The organism is Methanosarcina sp. DH2, assembly GCF_020804225.1.
Taxonomy (GTDB): domain Archaea; phylum Halobacteriota; class Methanosarcinia; order Methanosarcinales; family Methanosarcinaceae; genus Methanosarcina.
The window spans coordinates 357,784-377,287 of record NZ_WJBI01000001.1 but is presented as its reverse complement, the minus strand read 5'-3'; the positions used below and the strand labels follow the sequence as shown (position 1 = coordinate 377,287).

The following is a 19,504-nucleotide window of genomic DNA, read 5'->3' as shown; positions in this document are numbered from 1 at the left end:
TCTCATCTAAAAAAACGAAAATCAGAGGTTACTTCGAAATGAGAAACGCATGAGTCCGACTATATAATTTCGAAATTTTTTTTCGAAAAATAGATATTACGGGCTATCATGCCCGTATTTAAGACTGCCTTCTTTGCAGACAGTGTTGTGATTCAAAATGAAAAGCGAGGAAAAAGGAAATCCTATCAGTATTTTACACATCTACTTTATTGAACCTCCATAGTGACGTGGCTAACATTGCGAGGGCGAAGAACAGAAGACCCAGGAAAGACACGATAATATCCGCTGGCGTATACATATAATGAATACCCATTACAGAGAAGTTATTCCCTAAAGCAAAGTAGCGGATTCCGTCTGCCAGAAGTGTCAGCGGGTTGAACATTGAGAGAAACCTGAGGACAGCAGGGAAGGCATCAACGGGATATAATGCATTGCTTACGAAGAACAGGGGCATGCTGAGCAGGGTAAGAATCGACTGCATTCCTTCAGGGTTCTCAATGGTAATAGCAATAGAACCTGAGAGGAAGAGGAATCCCAGAGTGAAAACTGCTACAAGTAAAAAGATGCCTATGATTGCGAAAACAGTTTCAGTTAGTGTATACCCCAAAAAGAAATCCATTCCAATCAGTTTCCCGAATCCTATTATCATGGATGTTTGAATAAACGCCTTTGTTACGCCGGAAAGCCCGACACCCAGAATAATATGAGCTCTGGGGACTGGACTTGCGAGAGTTTCCCTCAGCAAGCTAAATTTTTTGTCAAACATAAGAGAAGTTCCCCCAAAAAGGCTACTAAACAGCACATCCATGGCAATTATTCCGGCGCCCATATAGGAAAGGTAAGTAACATTCTGGACTCCTTCGATGGGTGGGACAAGAGAAGTCAGTTGATCAAAACTCTCTGACATTGCGAGCCCGAAAAATGCAAGCCACATCACAGGCTGAATCAATGAAGTTATGAGCATTGATTTGAACCTGAAAAATTTCAGCATATCTCTCCAGTATATGGCACGAAATTCAAAATTCATTCGGAGACCCCCGCTGTTTCCATTCCTTCGTATTTTTCCTGTGGTTCTCCTTCCCTCAAGTCATGTCCGGTATAGTGGACAAAAACATCATCCATTGAAGGCTTTTTGATATTTACGGTTGTAATCTCCACTCCTGCCTTTCTGATCCTTTCTATAATCTGAGGAAGTACGTGAGTAACATCTTCCCCGATCATCACTCGAAGAGATTTTGTATCTTCTGTTACGGTTTTTACCGAGCTGATCGCCCTTAAAACCTCTGCAGCAGCTTTATTATCACTGGTTTCCAGATAAATGAGGTCTTTACCGAGTTTATTCTTCAATTCATTTGCAGTTCCGGTTACGATTATTTTTCCATGGTCAATTATGCTTATCCTATCACTGAGCTGATCAGCTTCTTCCATATAGTGGGTTGTCAGGAATATCGTAGTGCCTTCTCTCTTAATCTCTCTCAAATACTCCCACATCCTCATTCGGGTCTGGATGTCAAAACCTATTGTTGGCTCATCCAGGAAAAGGACTGCAGGTTTTGTCATTAATCCCCTTGCAAGCTCAAGCCTTCGCTTCATACCACCGCTCAGATCTTTTGCGAGGGTATCCCTTTTATTTTCCAGCTCTGTTAGCTTTAAAAGCTCTTCGATGCGGTTTTTTCGGTCTTTTTTTGGCATTGAGTAAATCTTACCATGATATTCCAGATTCTCACAAACAGTCATTTCATGGTCAAGGCAAAGCATCTGAAAGACAATGCCTATTGATTTTCTTACAGATTTTGATTCCTTTGCCACATCATACCCATTAACTCTGGCCTCCCCTTTCTGGATCTTCCGAAGCGTTGTAAGAATATTAATCACAGTGCTCTTGCCCGCTCCGTTTGGGCCGAGAAATGAGAATATTTCCCCCTCTTTTACAGTAAAACTGATATTATCAACGGCTTTTACAGAGCCATATGAGTGCTCAAGATTATTTACCTCTATGACATTTGCGGTCACCTGTAAATCAACCCCCTTTTTCCCTTACCTACAAAACGTACTCCATCACCCGATTGAACCCCAATTTCGAATGACAGGATGTTAAGGATATTCGCTGAAACAATTAAGTTCGGATAAATATCTAGATAGTTTTACACAAGTAGTTGTGCCTCAGAAGGCTTATATAATTAGGAAATAAAGGTTCTGAACTAACCTCTCATAGGCTCATTGTTTTCCGTTTTCAGTGCACATGAGACATTTAAGATCCTGCTTAATCTTTCTTTTTTCATGGATTGAATGCCGGATAACTTTCCCGAGTTTGTTTTTTTGAAAATAACTTTTACATAACCATGTTTGCTCAACAGGGACCATAAATAAGAAGGAGATATCTTTATATAAGATCAGGGTTGGCGAAAGCCGTTACTCTTCTTTTGGAACAACTGAGAAATTCTGGATATTTTAATTAGAATAAACTTTGAAAAACTGCTCTTAAAAAATCCGATGACAATAACTTAAGGGTTTATGAAAGTTCCGAAAAAGGCGAGACTGAAATTCCATTGTATCCTTACAGGGATATACTTCCTGTCTATATTGATTTGCTTTTTGTCCGCGTAGTGACCTACTTCTATTAACGTCTAATCTTTTGTAGCCATCAGGCACTTAAAATTATGCAGAAGCTTAATTTTAGTATTAAAATGCCCGGCCATAAGCCTGCGTATCAATCTAATATAGACCAGAAAAACCAAACATTGCCATATTTTTAAATTATATAACTAATCATCTCGTTTTTTAACAAGCAAAAAAATAAATCGAATATATGAGCGCAATTTATATATATTATTAGGTAGACAAGCACTTACCGGTTGCCTATAGAAAAGAAGGAGGCAAAAGAGCAGTATGTTGAAAAATGTACAAAAAATAGGAAGATTACTGATAATTACCTGTATGATATTTATTGCGCTATCCTCACCAGCATTTGCTGCAACGGTAGAGGAAAATGCAGAAGCTATTGAAGGATTGCAAACTGCACTCACATTCGTATGGCTGCTTGTGGCAAGTGGACTGGTATTCTTTATGCATGCTGGTTTCTCTCTGGTAGAAACCGGGCTTACGAGAAGTAAAAACACGGCTAATATCCTGATGAAAAACTTCATGACGGTAATTCTCGGGATCCTGGTTTACTGGGCCGTAGGCTGGGGAGTGATGTATGGAGCTGATGCAGCGGGACTTATAGGAACGGACCAGTTCTTTCTTGCAGGTGCGGACAACGCAATGTGGAACTCCTGGTTCTTCCAGATGGTTTTCGCAGCCACTGGAGCTACCATAGTTTCGGGAGCAATGGCTGAGAGGACTAATTTCAAGGCATACCTTGTATATTGTGTCATGATGGTAGCTGTAATTTACCCTGTGTATGGGCACTGGGTATGGAGCGGAGCTGACTTTGCCCTCCTGAGCGGAGCCGAAAGCCCGATAGTAAAGGCAATCGGAGTGGCTCATCACGATTTCGCAGGCTCTGGAGTTGTGCACTCTATTGGAGGATATTCAGCTCTTGCAGGTGTACTTCTCGTGGGCGCAAGGATAGGCAAATTCAGAAATGGAAAAGCTGTGCCGATTCCTGGTCACAACCTGACCTTTGCCTTCCTGGGAACTCTTATTCTTGCCCTCGGGTGGATAGGATTCAACGGTGGAAGTACCCTTAGCGGAAACGACGCTTACATGAACCTTGTCATAGTCAACACCTTCCTGGCAGGTGCTGCCGGCGCAGTTGTGACCATGGCTATCACCTGGATGAAGACCGGAAAGCCAGATCCCTCGCTGAGTGCAAACGGGCTTCTAGGCGGACTTGTAGCAATCACTGCACCCTGTGGCTCCGTTTCTAACTGGGCTGCCCTGTTGATCGGTGCAATTGCCGGAGTAATTATCTATGCGGGAGTCATGTTCAATGAGAACAAACTGAAGCTTGATGACCCTGTAGGTGCGATTGCTGTACATGGATACTGTGGAAGCTGGGGACTGATCTCTGTCGGGCTTTTCTCGATAGGTATCGGAAACGGCATCCTTGCAGATGCTTCGTACGCTGCCGCAGTTCCCGGACTCTTCTACGGAGGAGGGGTAAGCCTCCTGCTAATACAGTTTGTGGCAGTAATAGCGACCATTGTCTGGGGCTTTGGGCTCTCATTCGTAATCTTCAAGATCCTGGATGCAGTAATAGGGCTCAGGGTTAGCGAAGAAGAAGAAATCATGGGTCTGGATATTTGCGAGCACGGAATCAGAGCATACCCTGAATACCTGATGAGGGAGGAATAAAATGACCAAAATGTGCAAGATAGAAGCAATCATAAAGCCCCTGAAACTGCATCAGGTAAAGGATGCCCTGGAAGAGGCCGGATTTCCAAGCCTGACAGTTATTGATGTTAAAGGGCGTGGCCAGCAAAAAGGGATTGTGCAGCAATGGAGAGGTAAAAAATATTGTGTGGATCTTCTTCCAAAAACCAAAGTAGAAGTAGTTGTATCGGAAGATAAGGTCGAAGAAATCATACAATTGATCCAGAGCACAGCCTATACTGGAGAAATAGGGGATGGAAAAATCTTCGTAATCCCTATTGAAACAGTAGTCAGAATAAGAACGGGAGAAAGGAATGGAGATGCCCTTTAACCGGGTACCTCTTTTGTTCCTTTTTAACTTCTTTCTTTTCTAATCTTAACTCATAATTAAATACGGAAAAGATTCACGGAATAAGGCAAGGTACCATAATGACCGAACTAAAATCAGAAACTCCGACCTTCGAGATTTCCCGAGGATACGGCATGCCCGTTATCAATCTGTATTTCTGGGTAGGACTGGTTTCCGCAATCCTGCTGAGGAGTATAATTATAGCTGACCACTATAGCATTTTCTGGGGGAAGGCAATATGGTATCTTGGAGTCACAGGTTATTTATGGTTCTTCACACACAGGTACCATATCGCGAAGCGAAGGTTTAGTGTAGTTAAAGACCTGAATCTACTTGAAAAGGTAAGGACCAGACAGAAACTTTCAGAAAAAGAACTTGAAGGAATGGAATATCTTCTCTGGAGCCTTTCCGTCTCAAAAGAGCGTGCAAATTACTATGTAATCTCAGTGTTCTCAGTAATAGCAATTGCCCTGTCCCTGATCCTTGACCTGGGAATCCTGAAACTTTGAAGAAGATTCCCCTTATACAGGAACCTTTTAATATTTTTTTCTTTGAATGCTTTTTTATTTGTATTACACGTTTTGTTTTATACAGTTTAGTTATACAGTTTAGTTATACAGTTTAGTTATACAGTTTAGTTATACAGTTTAGTTATACAGTTTAGTTATACAGTTTAGTTATACAGTTTAGTTATACAGTTTGTTTTTACATAAATATGAATTTCTTTGAGCTTAATTGATGATAAAGATCAAAAACATATCATTCCCTGTATACACGCTGTTTTCGATTCTGAATATAGTGAAATAAATAGATAAGATACATATAAATATCTTAGTTAGCGATTTTATTTGGGGGAATGTTATGGCTGACATTTTGAGGTTATCACCGGCTATTTGCGCGTATCCAGACGACACATATGAAAATTTGAAGATAGAAGTAGTTCTTCCAGGAGTGGAAAAGGAAAATATTTCATTCAAGGTTGTGGAAGACGGCTTTTATGTAAAGGCTACCAAAGAAGGGGTTGAGTATGCAGACAGTTATGCAGTATGCTGTCCGATAAGTCCGGAAAAAGCTACTGCAACCTACTCAAATGGTGTACTGAAGGTCACTGTGCCTTATCAGCAGCCTTTTGAAAGTGCAGTGGACGTGAAGATTGAATAAGTGGATATTTGAGACAATAGGTTGAATAATTTATCTCAGAGGGGGGAACATTAATGAAAAGTCCCGTGCCCAGGATAATAAAAACCCCGATTATAGCTATGTATCACGATGATAAACATGAGAGCCTTACCATAGAGGTTGAACTTCCGGACGTTATGGACGAGCATATAACGCTTGTGGTGCATGAAAATAGTTTCTATATTAAAGCCTACAGTGAAACTGTTGAATACCTGGGATCTTTTTTCCTGGACGGGCCCGTAGACCCGGAAGAGGCTATTGCAGTAAACAATAATGGAATGCTCACGATAAAAGTCCCTTACAAAGAAGGCTTTGTTTGCGCAAGATATGTTCCGATAGATTAAAAAATTGAAGATAGCAAAAAGCGCCGTACAGAGAGAAAAAACCAGGAAAGACTTAGTTTTATATCCAATTAATTTTTATTATATTTAATTTGAATAGAAAGAAGACTATTTTGATCAATTTTTACTGCGAGAGGAGATACTATGAAAATTGTTAAGTGCGGCGATCTGGGGTTCAAATGCAACTTTATGGCTGCTGGTAATGAGCTTGAAGAAGTCGAAAAAGCTATGTTTGACCATATAGAAAAAGAACACAAAGAAGAACTTGAAAAGATGTCCGAAGATGATATTCACCATCTCAAGCATCGTGTATCAACCCTTCTAGGAAGAAGTTGCGGTTGTGGCGCCCTCCATACTGATTCCCCTTAACTCAAAGTTTACCCGGATTTTCCGGGTATAGTCTTTTTTCAGAGCTCTTTCATAAATGCAGGTTCAGTCAATAATAGAACTTAGAACTTCAGGACAGCCATCGCTCTATACTGAAGAATTCAATTTTTGTGTGAAATATTATTGGTGGAAATATAATATTCATGTATTGAGAACCCATATCTGATAATTAAGCAGCGCGGCAAAACTGACCCAGAGGATATAAGGGATAAGGAGCATGGAAGCTTTTTTTGAGACTTTCCAGAACTGTATGGACGTCAATAAAATTGCAAACCAGAGCACAAGAATCTCAAGAAAGGCATAATAAGGAGCTTTCAATCCGAAGAACAACAAAGACCAGAGTATATTAAGGCCCAGCTGTAATCCGAAAAGGAAGATACCTACTTTGACTTCTCTCTGTTGCAGTCCCTTTTCCCATACAAGATAAAGGGAGATTCCCATAAAAGTGTAAAGAGTAGTCCAGACAGGGAAAAATACCCAGGACGGAGGATTGAAAGCGGGTTTTTCAAGCAAAATATACCAGCTTTCAAGAGAAGAAGATGTAAATATGGAACCAATTGCTCCCGCTAACTGACAGATTATTACGGATACCAGAAGCCTGAACAGATTTACTTTCTGAAACATATAAGACCTCACAAATATATTGCATTTCAAGGCTCATTAATTTTAAGATTAGAAAAAAGCTTTAACTTCCTGTTCCCAGGTGTTAAAGCATTTTGGCAAATCTGCCAGAAAAAAGAATTAAATTTTAAGCTCCATTGAGAAATCTATCCCTTCTGGAATGAGTTTTATATATAGGATGTTGAAATATATGTAGTGAAGTGGGGATGAATTATAGAAATAATTTTAGAACCTGTTTAGTCCTGTCTAGAGTTTTGAGCGTATCCTATGCCATACAAAATATAGAAAACTATATATAATATTAGGTAGGTAAATGGTTACCTAATGCCTAGTGAGGATGAAATCAAATGGTGCAGATGAAAAAGTGTACGACTAAAGAAGACGTGTTAGAGGCTGTAAAAGAGCGAGACGTAAAGTTTATCCGGACTCAGTTTACGGATACACTCGGCATCATCAAAAGCTGGGCAATTCCCGCAGAACAACTGGAAGAAGCTTTTGAAAACGGCGTAATGTTTGACGGATCTTCGATCCAGGGTTTTACAAGGATTGAAGAGTCTGACATGAAACTCGTGCTTGATCCTTCTACATTCAGGATTCTTCCCTGGAGGCCTGCAACCGGCGCAGTCGCCAGGATTCTTGGAGACGTATACCTTCCTGATGGAAACCCCTTCAAAGGAGACCCGAGGTACGTCCTGAAGAGCGCAATCAAAGAAGCCGAAAAAATGGGCTTCTCGATGAACGTAGGACCGGAACTTGAATTTTTCCTTTTTAAGCTTGATGCAAACGGAAACCCTACAACCGAACTTACTGACCAGGGCGGATACTTCGACTTCGCACCCCTTGACCGTGCACAGGATGTACGCAGAGACATTGACTATGCCCTGGAACATATGGGATTCAAGATAGAGGCATCTCATCATGAAGTAGCACCTTCCCAACATGAGATCGACTTCAGATTCGGCGATGTACTCAGCACGGCAGACAATGTCGTGACTTTCAAATACGTAGTAAAATCCATTGCATATCACAAGGGGTACTACGCTTCCTTCATGCCAAAGCCCCTTTTCGGAGTAAACGGCTCAGGAATGCACAGCAACCAATCCCTTTTCAAGGATGGAGAAAATGCCTTCCATGACCCTGACACCCCCACCAAACTTTCCCAGGACGCAATGTATTATATTGGCGGACTCTTAAAGCACATAAGAGAGTTTGCAGCTGTTACAAACCCTGTAGTAAACTCCTACAAGAGGATCGTTCCCGGATATGAAGCTCCGGTTTACATCACCTGGTCTGCAACGAACAGGAGTTCCCTGATCCGTATTCCTGCTACCCGGGGTAACGGGACAAGAGTCGAACTCAGATGTCCGGACCCGGCATGTAACCCCTACCTTGCCTTTGCCCTCATGCTCAGAGCTGGTCTTGATGGGATTAAAAACAAGATCGACCCTGGAGAGCCCACCAACGTAAACATCTTCCACCTTACGGAAAAAGAACGCGAAGAAAGAGGAATTCGCTCCCTTCCTGCAGATCTCAAGGAAGCAACGGATGAGATGAAAGGCAGTGCATTCGTAAAAGAAGTTCTCGGAGACCATGTATTCGGCCACTATCTCTGTGCGAAAGAGATGGAATGGAATGAATACAAAGCAATGGTTCATCCCTGGGAACTTGCCAGATACCTCCCTATGTTGTAAGGATAATCATTCTGAAGTGATACAGTAAGCCGGAAAATATTAATGAAACTAAGAACAGAACTCGAAATCAGAAGGCACACCCTGTCCGGCAGGTGTGCTTATATTTCTAAAAAATCAGTCTGACTAAGAAATGGAGAGATTTTCTCTTTGTAAGAGGAATATATTTCATCTAGATAAATAATTATTCTACTTTCTTCAGAAAAGTCGGACCGAAAAAGGATTTCAGTATAAAAATGCTTTCCTCAAGAAATTTAGAATTTCAGTTCAACCTTTTCAAGTTTGATTTTTACTTTTTTGGTAGGCCGCAGTATCTAAAAGTTCTTTTAAGCAAAAAAAGCTGGTAATTCTGAGTAGGGGATCATTGCAAACTGCTTACGGGTCTAAACAATATGAATAATATTACGTAGGAAGAAAGAAAACTAAGCGGTTAAAACGTCATGCTTTGCAGTATTATTGTAAACAGACCTGGCCCTGAAAAAAGAAACATATATATATTGTCAAATAGGTACTAAATTACTTACTTCCCTTAGCGGCGACCCTCTCAATTTAGTTAGGATAAGTAAAAGCAGAGGCAGGAAAGCTATCACGAATCCGCATTAATTATATAATAAGCATTAGATTAATTAAAGTAAAATATCCCCGTAACTTACGAAAACTTATAAAATATCCCCTGAAATCCAGTTTATCGAGCTGGCAAATTTTTTGACTATTTCTCAAAAATGAGCCGCAGAAATCTTCGGGGAAATTACTGGCAAAAGTATTTACATCACGTTCATTTCTATCCATTTCTAGAGTGATCAAAATGTGTGGAATAATAGGCTTTATAGATCGAACAAAGTCCAGAATGGACGGGTCGAGCATAAAAGCCGCCCTCAGTCTCATGAATGAAAGAGGCAGTGGAGACGGGGCAGGCTATGCAGCATATGGGATTTACCCCGAATATGCAGACTATTATGCTCTTCATGTTTTCTTTGACAACCTGGCAGAACCAAAAAGGAAGGTTGATGAACTCCTCCAGCAGTGGGGAGAAATTGTTCACCAGGAAGAAATCCCGACTACCCCACAGCCGGGAATTAGAAAAGTCCATACCCCCTGGAGATACTTCTTCAAGCCCTCAAAAGACCTGATGGCAGGGAGAATGAATTCTGAAAACGACGTTGTCACGTATATTGTCATGGAAGTAAACGCCAATGTAAAAGGCGCGACAATCTTTTCCTCGGGAAAAAATATGGGGGTCTTCAAGGCTTCCGGCTGGCCTGAGGATGTAGCAAACTTCTACAGAATTGAGGACTACAAGGGCTATATCTGGCTTGCTCACAACCGCTACCCGACAAACTCTCCGGGCTGGTGGGGAGGAGCTCACCCCTTCAACCTGCTTAACTGGTCAGTAGTGCACAACGGAGAAATCACCTCATATGGCACAAACCAGCGCTATGTCGAAGGATACGGATACAAATGCACTGCACTTACTGACACAGAGGTTGTAGCTTACCTATTTGACCTGCTCGGAAGGCAGCATGAACTCTCCCACGAGATGGTTGTCCGGGCTCTTGCCCCTCCGTTCTGGGACGATATAGACAGGATGCCTGAAAAGGAAGCCGACTTAAATAAGGCAGTCCGCCTGACCTATGGGTCTGCCCTTATGAACGGGCCTTTTGCGATTGTTGTTGGCACGGATGACGGTATTGTGGGTTTCACTGACAGGATTAAACTACGTCCCCTTGTGGTTGGAGAAAACGGAAGCAAACTCTACATTTCCAGCGAAGAAGCCGCAATAAGGACCCTCGACCCCGAAGTAAAGAATGTTTACACTCCCAGGGCAGGAGAACCCATTATAGGGAGGTTTATCGAATGACGCTCGGAAGTGTACCCCCAAAATTTAAGGTCAGCATTGACCGCGACCAGTGCATGGACTGCGGACGCTGCATTGAAAACTGTTCCTATGGAGTATACAGGAGAGAAGGCGACAAAATCCTGATAGAATCCAGGAAATGTACTGCATGTCTCCGCTGTGTTTCCATGTGCCCGAGGGACGCAATTAATCTTACGGAAAAACCCGTCGACTATCGCAGCCACCCAGTCTGGACGAGAGAAGCAAGAGAAGATATAATCAACCAGGCACGCAGCGGAAAGATCATCCTTTCAGGGATGGGAAACGCCAGAGATCTTCCAATTATCTATGACCGCCTTCTCCTTGATGCCTGCCAGGTCACAAACCCTAGCATTGACCCCCTGAGAGAGCCTATGGAACTCAGGACTTACATAGGAAAGAAACCGGCAAAACTCAAATTTAGAAAAACCGAGAGCGGAGACGTAGAACTGGAAACAAAGCTGGCTCCCAATCTGAAACTCGACACTCCTATCATGATCGGGCACATGAGTTTCGGAGCAATCAGCCTTAACTCCCAGCTCAGCATGGCAAAAGCTGTAGCTGAAACCGGAACATTCATGGGGACAGGAGAAGGCGGACTGCACAAGGATTTATATCCCTACCAGGACCGCATGATTGTCCAGGTCGCTTCAGGCCGCTTCGGTGTGAATATTGACTATCTGGAAAGGGGCGCTGCAATAGAAATCAAGATCGGACAGGGAGCAAAACCTGGAATCGGAGGGCACCTCCCCGGAGAAAAGGTAAACGAAGAAGTCTCAAAGACCCGTATGATTCCTCTTGGCAGCGATGCGATCAGCCCTGCTCCTCATCATGATATTTACAGCATTGAAGACCTTGTTCAGCTTATCAGGAGCCTGAAAGAAGCAACCGAATGGAAGAAGCCGGTCTTTGTGAAGATTGCAGCAGTGCACAATGTGGCCCCCATCGCCGCAGGCATTGCCAGATCCTCTGCAGACGCAGTGGTCATTGACGGGTTCCGTGGAGGGACTGGAGCAGCCCCGAAAGTCTTCAGGGACCATGTGGGAATCCCCATAGAAGCTGCAATCGCAAGTGTTGACCAGAAACTCAGGGAGCAGGGAGTAAGGAACGAGATCTCCATTATTGCAAGTGGCGGGATAAGGAACAGCGCCGACCTTGCCAAGTCTATTGCGCTCGGAGCGGATGCAGTTTATATAGGAACTGCAGCTCTGGTTGCTCTGGGATGCAGGGTCTGTGGCAATTGCTACAGAAACCTTTGCCCCTGGGGTATTGCTACCCAGCGTCCTGATCTTGTGAGCAGGCTTGACCCAGAGGCTGGAGCAGCACAGGTTTCAAACCTGATACACGGCTGGACCCTGGAACTCAGCGAACTTATGGGTGCTGCAGGTATCAACAGCATTGAAAGCCTGCGTGGAAACAGGGACCGCCTGCGCGGATACATGCTGGATGAAGGAATGCTTAAAATCCTGGACGTACTGCCAGCGGGGGCCTGAACATGAAGACTGTAAGAATCGATGCTAAAGGCATGCACTACACCCCCTTAAACCAGAAAATAAGGGCCGCAGTTGAGGACGGAGCAGAAGAGATTGTCATCGACAACGTGCTCGGACAGCGCTTTATAGGGGATGGATTAAGAGGCAATGCCCGCATCATAATCAACGGGGTTCCCGGAGGAGACCTGGGGATGTTTATGAGCGGACCCACCTGCATAGTAAACGGGAACGCCGAACACGCCCCCGGAAACACTATGGACAGTGGCATGCTCGTTATTCACGGGAGTGCAGGAGATGCAGTCGCCCACAGTATGAGGGGTGGCAAGGTCTTTGTAAGGAACAACATCGGCTACCGCGGCGGCATCCACATGAAGCAGTATGAAGTGGAAGCAAGGCCCGTACTTGTCGTAGGGGGCTCAGCCCACTCCTTCCTTGGAGAATACATGGCAGGAGGCCTCGTGCTGGTACTCGGCATCGGCAAAGATAAGGCCATGACTGACAGGGGCATAGGAAGCGGAATCCACGGTGGAGAAATTATCATCCGTGGGGAAGTGGACGACTACCTGCTCGGAGTCGGAGCCAAGAAATTTGAGTTTACGGAAGCTGACCTGGAACGTATAGCTCCAATCGTAAAGAGCTTCTGTGAGCAGTTCGGGTATGACCCCGCAGAGTTCCTGGACACCAATTACACAAGGATCGGACCTGCAAGCAGCCGGCCTTTTGCAAGCAAATACGTCTGGGAGTGATCAGAAATGGCAGAAATGAAACCAATCAGCAAAAATTACCTTGACCTCAAATCAAAAGTCTGGGACGAAGGCCTTTGCTCAGGCTGCGGGGCCTGCATTGCAGTCTGCCCTGCTGACGCCCTGTACTTTGAAACCGGCGGCGATTCCACACACCCGAAGAGCAACAACTACTGTAAAGCCGCTGTTGATGACGTGCCCTGCGGAGCCTGCTACGAGGTTTGCCCGAGGCTTGATGAACAGCCTTCAAGCCTGCTTGGAGACTATCTGAAGATCACTGCCGGAAAAGCCGAGTTCGATATCCCAAGAAAGCAGAGCGGAGGAGCTGTTACTGCAATCCTTGCAAACGCCCTCGATACCGGCCTTGTAGATGCTGTGGTTACAGTCACCGAAGACCCCTGGACCCTTAAGCCCCACTCCATGGTGATCACCAGAAGTGAAGCCCTTATCGGCCAGGCAGGAAGTCGCTACAATTGGTGGGTCCCTCTTGTCTCTTCTCTAAAGGAAGCAGTCATAAACAAGAAATATCGGAACATTGCAGTTGTCGGAGTGCCCTGTGTAGTCCAGGCAGTTCGCAAGATGCTTGAGACCGATCACCAGCTCGTGCGCCCGTACAAGAATTCCATCCGTTTCGTGCTTGGGCTCTTCTGTACCGAAAACTTCGATTACGAAAAGCTTATCGCAGGCAAGCTGAAAAGCGAGTACGCACTCGAACCCATGAAAGTCTGCCGCATTGACGTCAAGGGCAAGCTCGAAATTACCTTAAATGACGGGACACAGTATGTGATCCCCCTTGCCGAACTTGAGGACACAGTCCGCCCAGGCTGTGGGGTCTGTACAGACTTTACCGCTCTTAAAGCAGACGTCTCAGCAGGCTCGGTAGGAAGTCCTGACGGCTACACCACCCTGATTGTCCGCACTCTTGTCGGACAGCACATCCTTGACAGCGCAGTTGCCAATGGCAAACTGAGCGTAGGCGGGGAAGTCAGCCTTGGGATCATCGAAAAGCTTGCAAAGAAAAAAATGGCAAGGAAACAGGAATAATTGTACAAAACAGTTTTAGATGGGGTCTAACTCCATCTTTTCTCTTTCTAATTTTGTACTTTTTTGATTACCTAGTTATGCTCTTTAATTTCTAAGAGGAATTATGCACAGGACTTTTTTACAGTCATTGTAATCAAAATACAGGAATCAATCCCGGATTATCCCCCGTAATGCACTCTCCCCCTTCAGCAGTTACTATGAAGGTATTTTCAATTCCGACCATACCGATATTTTCAATTCCCCTTTTGGGTTCCAGGGCAAATACCATTCCTTCCTGCAGGGGCTCATCAAACCCTTCGGCAATTACGGGAGTTTCATCGATCAACAGGCCAACTGCATGCCCGAGGAATCTTACTTTACGGTTCCCAAAACCCATGAAATTTTGCAGAAATTCCTTATCAAGCCCGTTTATTATGGTATTGTAGATCTCCGAGGGAGAGATGCCGGGTTTTAACATTGATGCAGCTTCGTTCTGTACAGCCACGCATTTATTATGGGCATCTATGGCATATTGCGGAAGGGAAGACCCAAACATGTATGTTGTAGTTTTATCCGTATGGTACCCATCAACTCCGCACCCGACGTCAACGAAGACGAAGTCTCCTTTTTTCAGTTTCCGGCCACGGCTCCCGAGCACGGGTGCTGCAGGGCTTAGACCGAGCTTTCCGCCGGGCCCGTTAAAATAAGTCGGATAAATAGAGCTTTCCCCAAAACAGACATTTCCCAGAATCATCTCAGTATCGAACATGCCAAAACGGCATGCCCCATGATGCCCTTCCTTTACCAGAACCGAAAACAGTTCAGTTGACAGGTCAGCCTCACTCATTCCCTCACGCAGCATATCCGGCACAAGATCTTCAAGCACATGCTTGTGAATACGACCGGCTTCTCGCAGCAGGGACAGCTCATATTCGCTTTTTACTGCTCTAACAGCGCAAATCTGGGCATCAGCGGATTCAACGTTCTTAAAAGGGAAGTATTTTTGAAACCGCTGGTACAGAGCCAGAGGAACTACTTCGGTTTCCAGATATACCGTATCCGGAAGCTTCCCTACCTTACTTATGCCCCCTGCAGCATCACGGAAGCTGTTCATAGGTTCTATACTGGAAAATAGTGATTCGTCCAGAGCCCTTTCATAGCTGCGGCGCACCCAGAATGTTGCTTCTTCATTCTTCGGGATGATCAGCATTCCATCCTGCATGGTGCCGGTAAAGTAATAAAGGTTGATTTTGCTGAAGATGACAGCTATCTCCCAATCGGGATTTGAGATATCCATCCTTTTTCTGAAGCATTTCATGCGGTTTTTCAGTTCGGTTAAAGGTACTTTTTTAATCATGAGAATCCCTGTACTAAGTTTGTCTGCACTCGGTTATGGAAGTATAACCCGTTAATAACCCGTTAATAGCCCGTTAATAGCCCGTTAGATAAATCAAATAAAAACTTGTAAGAGATGTACAAAGATGTACAAAGATGTTACTGTTTTTCATAGTGTTTCATAGTAGTATTAAGGAGGTAAAAACAAACTAACAATTTAACTATACCTTGATTTAATGAAATTACTTTTGATTTGATGAGAGTATGCACGGATTTAATGAAACTATACTCTGATTTTTTTTAAAAACAGAAAAAATAATTAGAAGGGAGACAAATTAAAAGGAAACAAAAAGTAAAATAAACAGAAACGAAATAAAATAAGGTTTTTTAAAAGGGGTTATCATGCTTGGGAAATATGAAGATCTTGTTGAAAAGGCATCAGAAATGGGAATCCAAGCTTATTTTCTGAAGGCAGGGGATATCCCGGTTGAGAATCGTATTGCTCTTAAGTGCGCTTACGGATGCAAAGGCTATGGAAAAAGATTGAGTTGCCCTCCATATATCATGTCAGTTGATGAATTCAGGAAGGTTATAGGAGAGTATAATAGCGCACTTCTTCTTGTAGACGAATGTGATACATCAGAAATTCAGGATGTCCTTGAAGCCTGGTCAGGGCTTCGGAAGGATTCTTTTTATAAGATGTTCGAGCTTGAGCAGGAAGCTTTTAGGGAAGGCTTTACCTTTGCACATCTCCTGAGACCTGGCTCCTGTAACGAATGCGAGGTCTGCAATCTTGAAAAATGCGTAAAGCCGGAAATGAGGCGTTTTGCACCTGAGGCTGTTGGAATAAATATCCAGGAGGCAATGAAAGAAGCAGGGCTTGTACTTGAGTTCTGCAAGCCGGAAAAAGTCGCATGCGTAGGGATTTTGCTAATAGAGTGAAGATCTGATCTGAATGAGCCGGAGACGGAATCTCCAATAAAAATTAAACCCCTGGGGTTACCCGGGGTATTCCATCAGGAATCACTTTACTTTCCCCTGCAGGGTAGTTTTGCCAGATAGGATATCTGTTCAAGGGGCATGGAAAGTTTTAGAGTAAACATTCCTTTTGCTTCCGCAGGTGGGACTCCGGACTTTTCTGACAACAAACCAGTATCTGTATAAGGATTTTCAAGAATGTGGACTGTACGGCTGTTGACTGAACCATGGCCGAAGATAGTGTCATAACCCGGCTCTCCAAGGTCTTCAGCTGAAGAACACAGGATCCTGCGAATATCACTGCCGTTCTTTTCGGGGCACATGCTCCAGATAAGAGCCCCGATCCCTGCAACAGAGGGGGCAGAAGCGCTTGTACCCCTAAAAAAACTGCCAGCTCCGTTTGTACCTGAAACTCTCACACTACCTGGTCCGCTGAGGTCAATCTTGTTCCTCAATTCGTATTCTGGATAATAGATACTTACAGGGCCACGGGAAGAGTAAGGCGCAATACTCTGGTTTTCCGAATCTCCGGAATCAACAGCCCCAACACAGACAACACCCGGAACAGCAGGATGCCCGAAGACAGAGTCCTCCTCAACCAGATTGTCAGGATGAACCTTTACAGAGGAGTTCGGGTAAATATAAACTTCCAGTACTCTATCTTCTCCTGAATGTTTTTTTACTGAGATGCCTAGTGTTTTTACAGCTTCTCCCGTGTTGGTGTATTTGAGATATTCAAGAGGGGTACCTGTGCCACTCTGAGTTTTTTCACTTGCATCAATTTCTTTTCCGTTGCAACAGTCATAGAGAAAAAGGTCGTAATCGTTTTCGGAACAGTTCCACGGGTCATTCCACTGGAGAACCACAGTCACTTTTTCACCTGGCGGGACATCCATGCAAATATTTCTGAAAGTGCTGGTTCCGGAACTAAAATCGTGCCAGCCTGATCCGTTGTCAAAAAACATGCCCTGATAGTGTCGGCCTGCATCATTCCCTGCTGCGCTCACATAAAGAATATCCTGGCTTTCTATTACTTCTTTGATATGGGAAGCTACGATTCCATCTTCGAAAAAAGGTTCATCAGGCCAGCCTACATCATCGCATATAATTCGGCAGCCTTCGGCAATGAGGGCGTCAACAGCCCGGTTAAATTCAAGCTTGTTGCTACCTGCACTATGGAAGTACAGTTCTGCACCGGGAGAGGTTTTATGGACTATTTCGAGCATTACAGTCCCCTCGTCTCCTTTTCCCGGAGAAAGGATATGCACATCTTCAGGAAGAATTCCAGATGTCGTAGCTTCAGATATATCTTCCACCCCATCGGAGATTATCCCTATTTTAATTCCGTTTCCTGTTACACCGTCCGGTTTCCAGAACTCTTCCGAAGAAGAGAAAAAAGTTGCCTTTTCTCTCCGGTCCACCTTTCTAATAACAGGAGGAATATCCTGCTGGACTGAGCGTACTTCTGTGAGAGAAGACAGTTCCTCAAATGATTCCGTGTTAACACGGACTGAGGCAATGCTGGAGGTTCCATCCCATTCTTCAACCATAGTATATGAGTCCGGCAATTCTGCATCTTTACCTGGAAAAAGATAGACATATGCGGTTATGTTCTCTTCTACCACTTCTTTGTAAATTCTGCCTGAATATGCTTCCAGTGGTCCCGGAAGAGATGAAGAGGAGAGCAATACTGTGGAGCCGGATGAAATCAGTTTGGAAGATAATAGACCAGAAGTTACCTGTTCAAATCCGACAAATCCAATCTCATCATGTATTATAAAAATTAAAGGAGAAAGTATACCTGTAAAGACTAAGGCTAATATTAACAGGTGCAATACTCTTATGGTGTAACTCCCCAGGTACACAACCCTCCGACGTTGCTTATATAGTAAGTTAAGAATGCAAACAGGATACAGCTATATCCGAAGTAATTCCTGCAGCAATACACAAACAGAATTAACTTATTTAAACATATGTGGAAATACATTATAAATATTTCCATGAGCTTTTTGCAGGGAAGAGAAATTAGAAGAAAAAAGAAACGTAATCTAGTAAGGACATAATCTTCAAAAATAGGATAAAAACAGGGACTGACTTGATAAATTTAATTATAGATAACATTAAGTATTATAATTAAATGATTGAAGACAGAAGATATATTAACTTCCGGACATATGTTATGGGAAGTCACAGCAAACTGGAGGTCTTGTTCAAATTGAATTCTAAAAAGCTGAAGATAGCTGTTCTTGGAGGAACCGGCAACATAGGAGAAGGAATGGTGCTGAGGCTTGCCCTTCAAAACCTTATGCCTGATGGTGTGAAGAATGAAATAATTATCGGGTCCAGATCCCTGGAAACTGCAGATGAGGCTGCAAAAAAAGCTTTATCAGAGCTTGAAAATTTCGGATTTGACACATCACAGATAATAATTACCGGCATGAGCAACCTTAATGCTACACAGGCAGCCGAAGTGATAATACTTACAATTCGTTTTGACCATGTTTTGCCTTTGCTGGAAGAGATAAAAGGAGCCCTTGAAAATAAAATCATTATTTCACCTGTGGTTCCGATGATAAAAGAAGGAAGCCTTATGGCATACAGACCTCCGGAAGAAGGCTCGGCAGCTCTTGCCATCCAGAAAAATGTCCCGGAGTCCGCCAGAGTTGTTGCAGCTTTCCATAACATCCCTGCAGGAAAACTCAAAGATGTTGTTAAATGTAAAGCCGTACATGATGCTCTTGTATGTAGCGACGATGCCGAAGCAAAGAAACTCGTAATGGAGCTCACACGGCATATGGGATGCCTCAAACCCCTGGATGGCGGCCCTCTTAAACAGGCAAACACAATGGAATCTCTGACACCGCTGCTGATCAATCTCGCAAAACTGAATGGGCTTAAAGATCTTGGAATAAACTTCTCCTGAGAAATAAAATCGAGAAAAAGCCTGAAGAATATATCAGGGCGAAGGCTGCACGGAAAAAATAAAATCTGTCTGAGGATGTGGAGTTTACGACAAATAACTTCTTTTTTATATAAGCTCAGACATATAACAAGGTATCAAAGATTTCAAAGGAGCATAAAAAGATGTAACCTTTACAATGGACGTGGAACCAGACCTGAAAGGTGAGATTAAAGAATGAGGTCATAATCACTCCAAAAGAGACATGCTACTTTTGT

General features: G+C 43.6%; 18 protein-coding genes. 13 read left to right on the top strand and 5 right to left on the bottom strand.

Features of this window, described 5'->3' with window-relative positions; all coding sequences use genetic code 11:
• Positions 1-193: 193 nt before the first annotated feature.
• Together FXV91_RS01615 and FXV91_RS01610 are read right to left on the bottom strand one after the other, a co-directional pair.
• Complete coding sequence (locus tag FXV91_RS01615) at positions 194-1,027, bottom strand: ABC transporter permease (RefSeq protein WP_229387675.1); 834 nt, start codon at positions 1,025-1,027, stop codon at positions 194-196.
• A complete protein-coding gene (locus FXV91_RS01610) occupies positions 1,024-2,013 on the bottom strand; it encodes an ATP-binding cassette domain-containing protein (RefSeq protein ID WP_229387673.1) in 990 nt (329 codons plus the stop codon). The genes FXV91_RS01615 and FXV91_RS01610 overlap by 4 nt, the downstream gene beginning before the upstream one ends.
• An 876-nt stretch (positions 2,014-2,889) precedes the next feature.
• Here FXV91_RS01610 and FXV91_RS01605 point away from each other — a divergent pair.
• From FXV91_RS01605 to FXV91_RS01580, 6 genes are all read left to right on the top strand, one after another.
• Complete coding sequence (locus tag FXV91_RS01605) at positions 2,890-4,299, top strand: ammonium transporter (protein WP_229387671.1); 1,410 nt, start codon at positions 2,890-2,892, stop codon at positions 4,297-4,299.
• A 10-nt stretch (positions 4,300-4,309) separates the two neighbouring features.
• Entirely contained in the window at positions 4,310-4,648 is a 339-nt protein-coding gene (locus FXV91_RS01600; RefSeq protein WP_229388565.1) for a P-II family nitrogen regulator, read from the top strand.
• 98 nt (positions 4,649-4,746) lie between these two features.
• Positions 4,747-5,175: a hypothetical protein gene (locus FXV91_RS01595; RefSeq protein ID WP_229387669.1), complete on the top strand. Its 429-nt coding sequence runs from the start codon at positions 4,747-4,749 to the stop codon at positions 5,173-5,175.
• Positions 5,176-5,527: 352 nt separating this feature from the next.
• The gene (locus FXV91_RS01590; protein WP_229387667.1) at positions 5,528-5,827 is read left to right on the top strand and encodes an Hsp20 family protein; all 300 of its coding nucleotides are present in this window, start codon (positions 5,528-5,530) and stop codon (positions 5,825-5,827) included.
• Positions 5,828-5,880: 53 nt separating this feature from the next.
• On the top strand, positions 5,881-6,189 hold the full coding sequence (locus FXV91_RS01585) for an Hsp20/alpha crystallin family protein (RefSeq protein WP_229387665.1): 309 nt from the start codon (positions 5,881-5,883) through the stop codon (positions 6,187-6,189).
• Positions 6,190-6,330: 141 nt separating this feature from the next.
• Positions 6,331-6,555, top strand: coding sequence for a DUF1059 domain-containing protein (locus FXV91_RS01580; RefSeq protein ID WP_229387663.1), 225 nt, complete (start codon positions 6,331-6,333; stop codon positions 6,553-6,555).
• Positions 6,556-6,714: 159 nt separating this feature from the next.
• On the opposite strand, the gene FXV91_RS01575 is transcribed toward FXV91_RS01580, so the two are convergent.
• Positions 6,715-7,197, bottom strand: a complete 483-nt coding sequence (locus FXV91_RS01575; protein WP_229387661.1) for a TspO/MBR family protein — start codon at positions 7,195-7,197, stop codon at positions 6,715-6,717.
• A gap of 344 nt (positions 7,198-7,541) precedes the next feature.
• On the opposite strand from FXV91_RS01575, the gene glnA reads away from it, so the two are divergent.
• From glnA to FXV91_RS01550, 5 genes are all read left to right on the top strand, one after another.
• Complete coding sequence (gene glnA / locus FXV91_RS01570) at positions 7,542-8,885, top strand: type I glutamate--ammonia ligase (protein WP_229387659.1); 1,344 nt, start codon at positions 7,542-7,544, stop codon at positions 8,883-8,885.
• A gap of 802 nt (positions 8,886-9,687) precedes the next feature.
• Positions 9,688-10,740: a glutamine amidotransferase family protein gene (locus FXV91_RS01565; RefSeq protein WP_229387658.1), complete on the top strand. Its 1,053-nt coding sequence runs from the start codon at positions 9,688-9,690 to the stop codon at positions 10,738-10,740.
• Positions 10,737-12,248 carry a glutamate synthase-related protein gene (locus tag FXV91_RS01560; protein WP_229387656.1) on the top strand — a complete coding sequence of 504 codons (1,512 nt, stop codon included), beginning with the start codon at positions 10,737-10,739 and terminating at the stop codon, positions 12,246-12,248. Before FXV91_RS01565 ends, FXV91_RS01560 begins: the two co-directional genes overlap by 4 nt.
• Positions 12,249-12,250: 2 nt before the next feature.
• The gene (locus FXV91_RS01555) at positions 12,251-12,994 is read left to right on the top strand and encodes a hypothetical protein (RefSeq protein WP_229387654.1); all 744 of its coding nucleotides are present in this window, start codon (positions 12,251-12,253) and stop codon (positions 12,992-12,994) included.
• A gap of 6 nt (positions 12,995-13,000) precedes the next feature.
• Positions 13,001-14,035 carry a Coenzyme F420 hydrogenase/dehydrogenase, beta subunit C-terminal domain gene (locus FXV91_RS01550; RefSeq protein ID WP_229387652.1) on the top strand — a complete coding sequence of 345 codons (1,035 nt, stop codon included), beginning with the start codon at positions 13,001-13,003 and terminating at the stop codon, positions 14,033-14,035.
• 133 nt (positions 14,036-14,168) lie between these two features.
• Here FXV91_RS01550 and FXV91_RS01545 read toward each other — a convergent pair whose 3' ends face one another.
• Positions 14,169-15,371, bottom strand: a complete 1,203-nt coding sequence (locus FXV91_RS01545) for a Xaa-Pro peptidase family protein (RefSeq protein WP_229387650.1) — start codon at positions 15,369-15,371, stop codon at positions 14,169-14,171.
• A gap of 380 nt (positions 15,372-15,751) precedes the next feature.
• On the opposite strand from FXV91_RS01545, the gene FXV91_RS01540 reads away from it, so the two are divergent.
• Positions 15,752-16,291, top strand: coding sequence for a DUF2284 domain-containing protein (locus tag FXV91_RS01540; RefSeq protein ID WP_229387648.1), 540 nt, complete (start codon positions 15,752-15,754; stop codon positions 16,289-16,291).
• Positions 16,292-16,377: 86 nt separating this feature from the next.
• Here FXV91_RS01540 and FXV91_RS01535 read toward each other — a convergent pair whose 3' ends face one another.
• The gene (locus FXV91_RS01535; protein ID WP_229387646.1) at positions 16,378-18,015 is read right to left on the bottom strand and encodes a S8 family serine peptidase; all 1,638 of its coding nucleotides are present in this window, start codon (positions 18,013-18,015) and stop codon (positions 16,378-16,380) included.
• A 527-nt stretch (positions 18,016-18,542) separates the two neighbouring features.
• Here FXV91_RS01535 and npdG point away from each other — a divergent pair.
• Positions 18,543-19,250 carry an NADPH-dependent F420 reductase gene (npdG, locus tag FXV91_RS01530; protein WP_229387645.1) on the top strand — a complete coding sequence of 236 codons (708 nt, stop codon included), beginning with the start codon at positions 18,543-18,545 and terminating at the stop codon, positions 19,248-19,250.
• Positions 19,251-19,504: the final 254 nt, after the last annotated feature.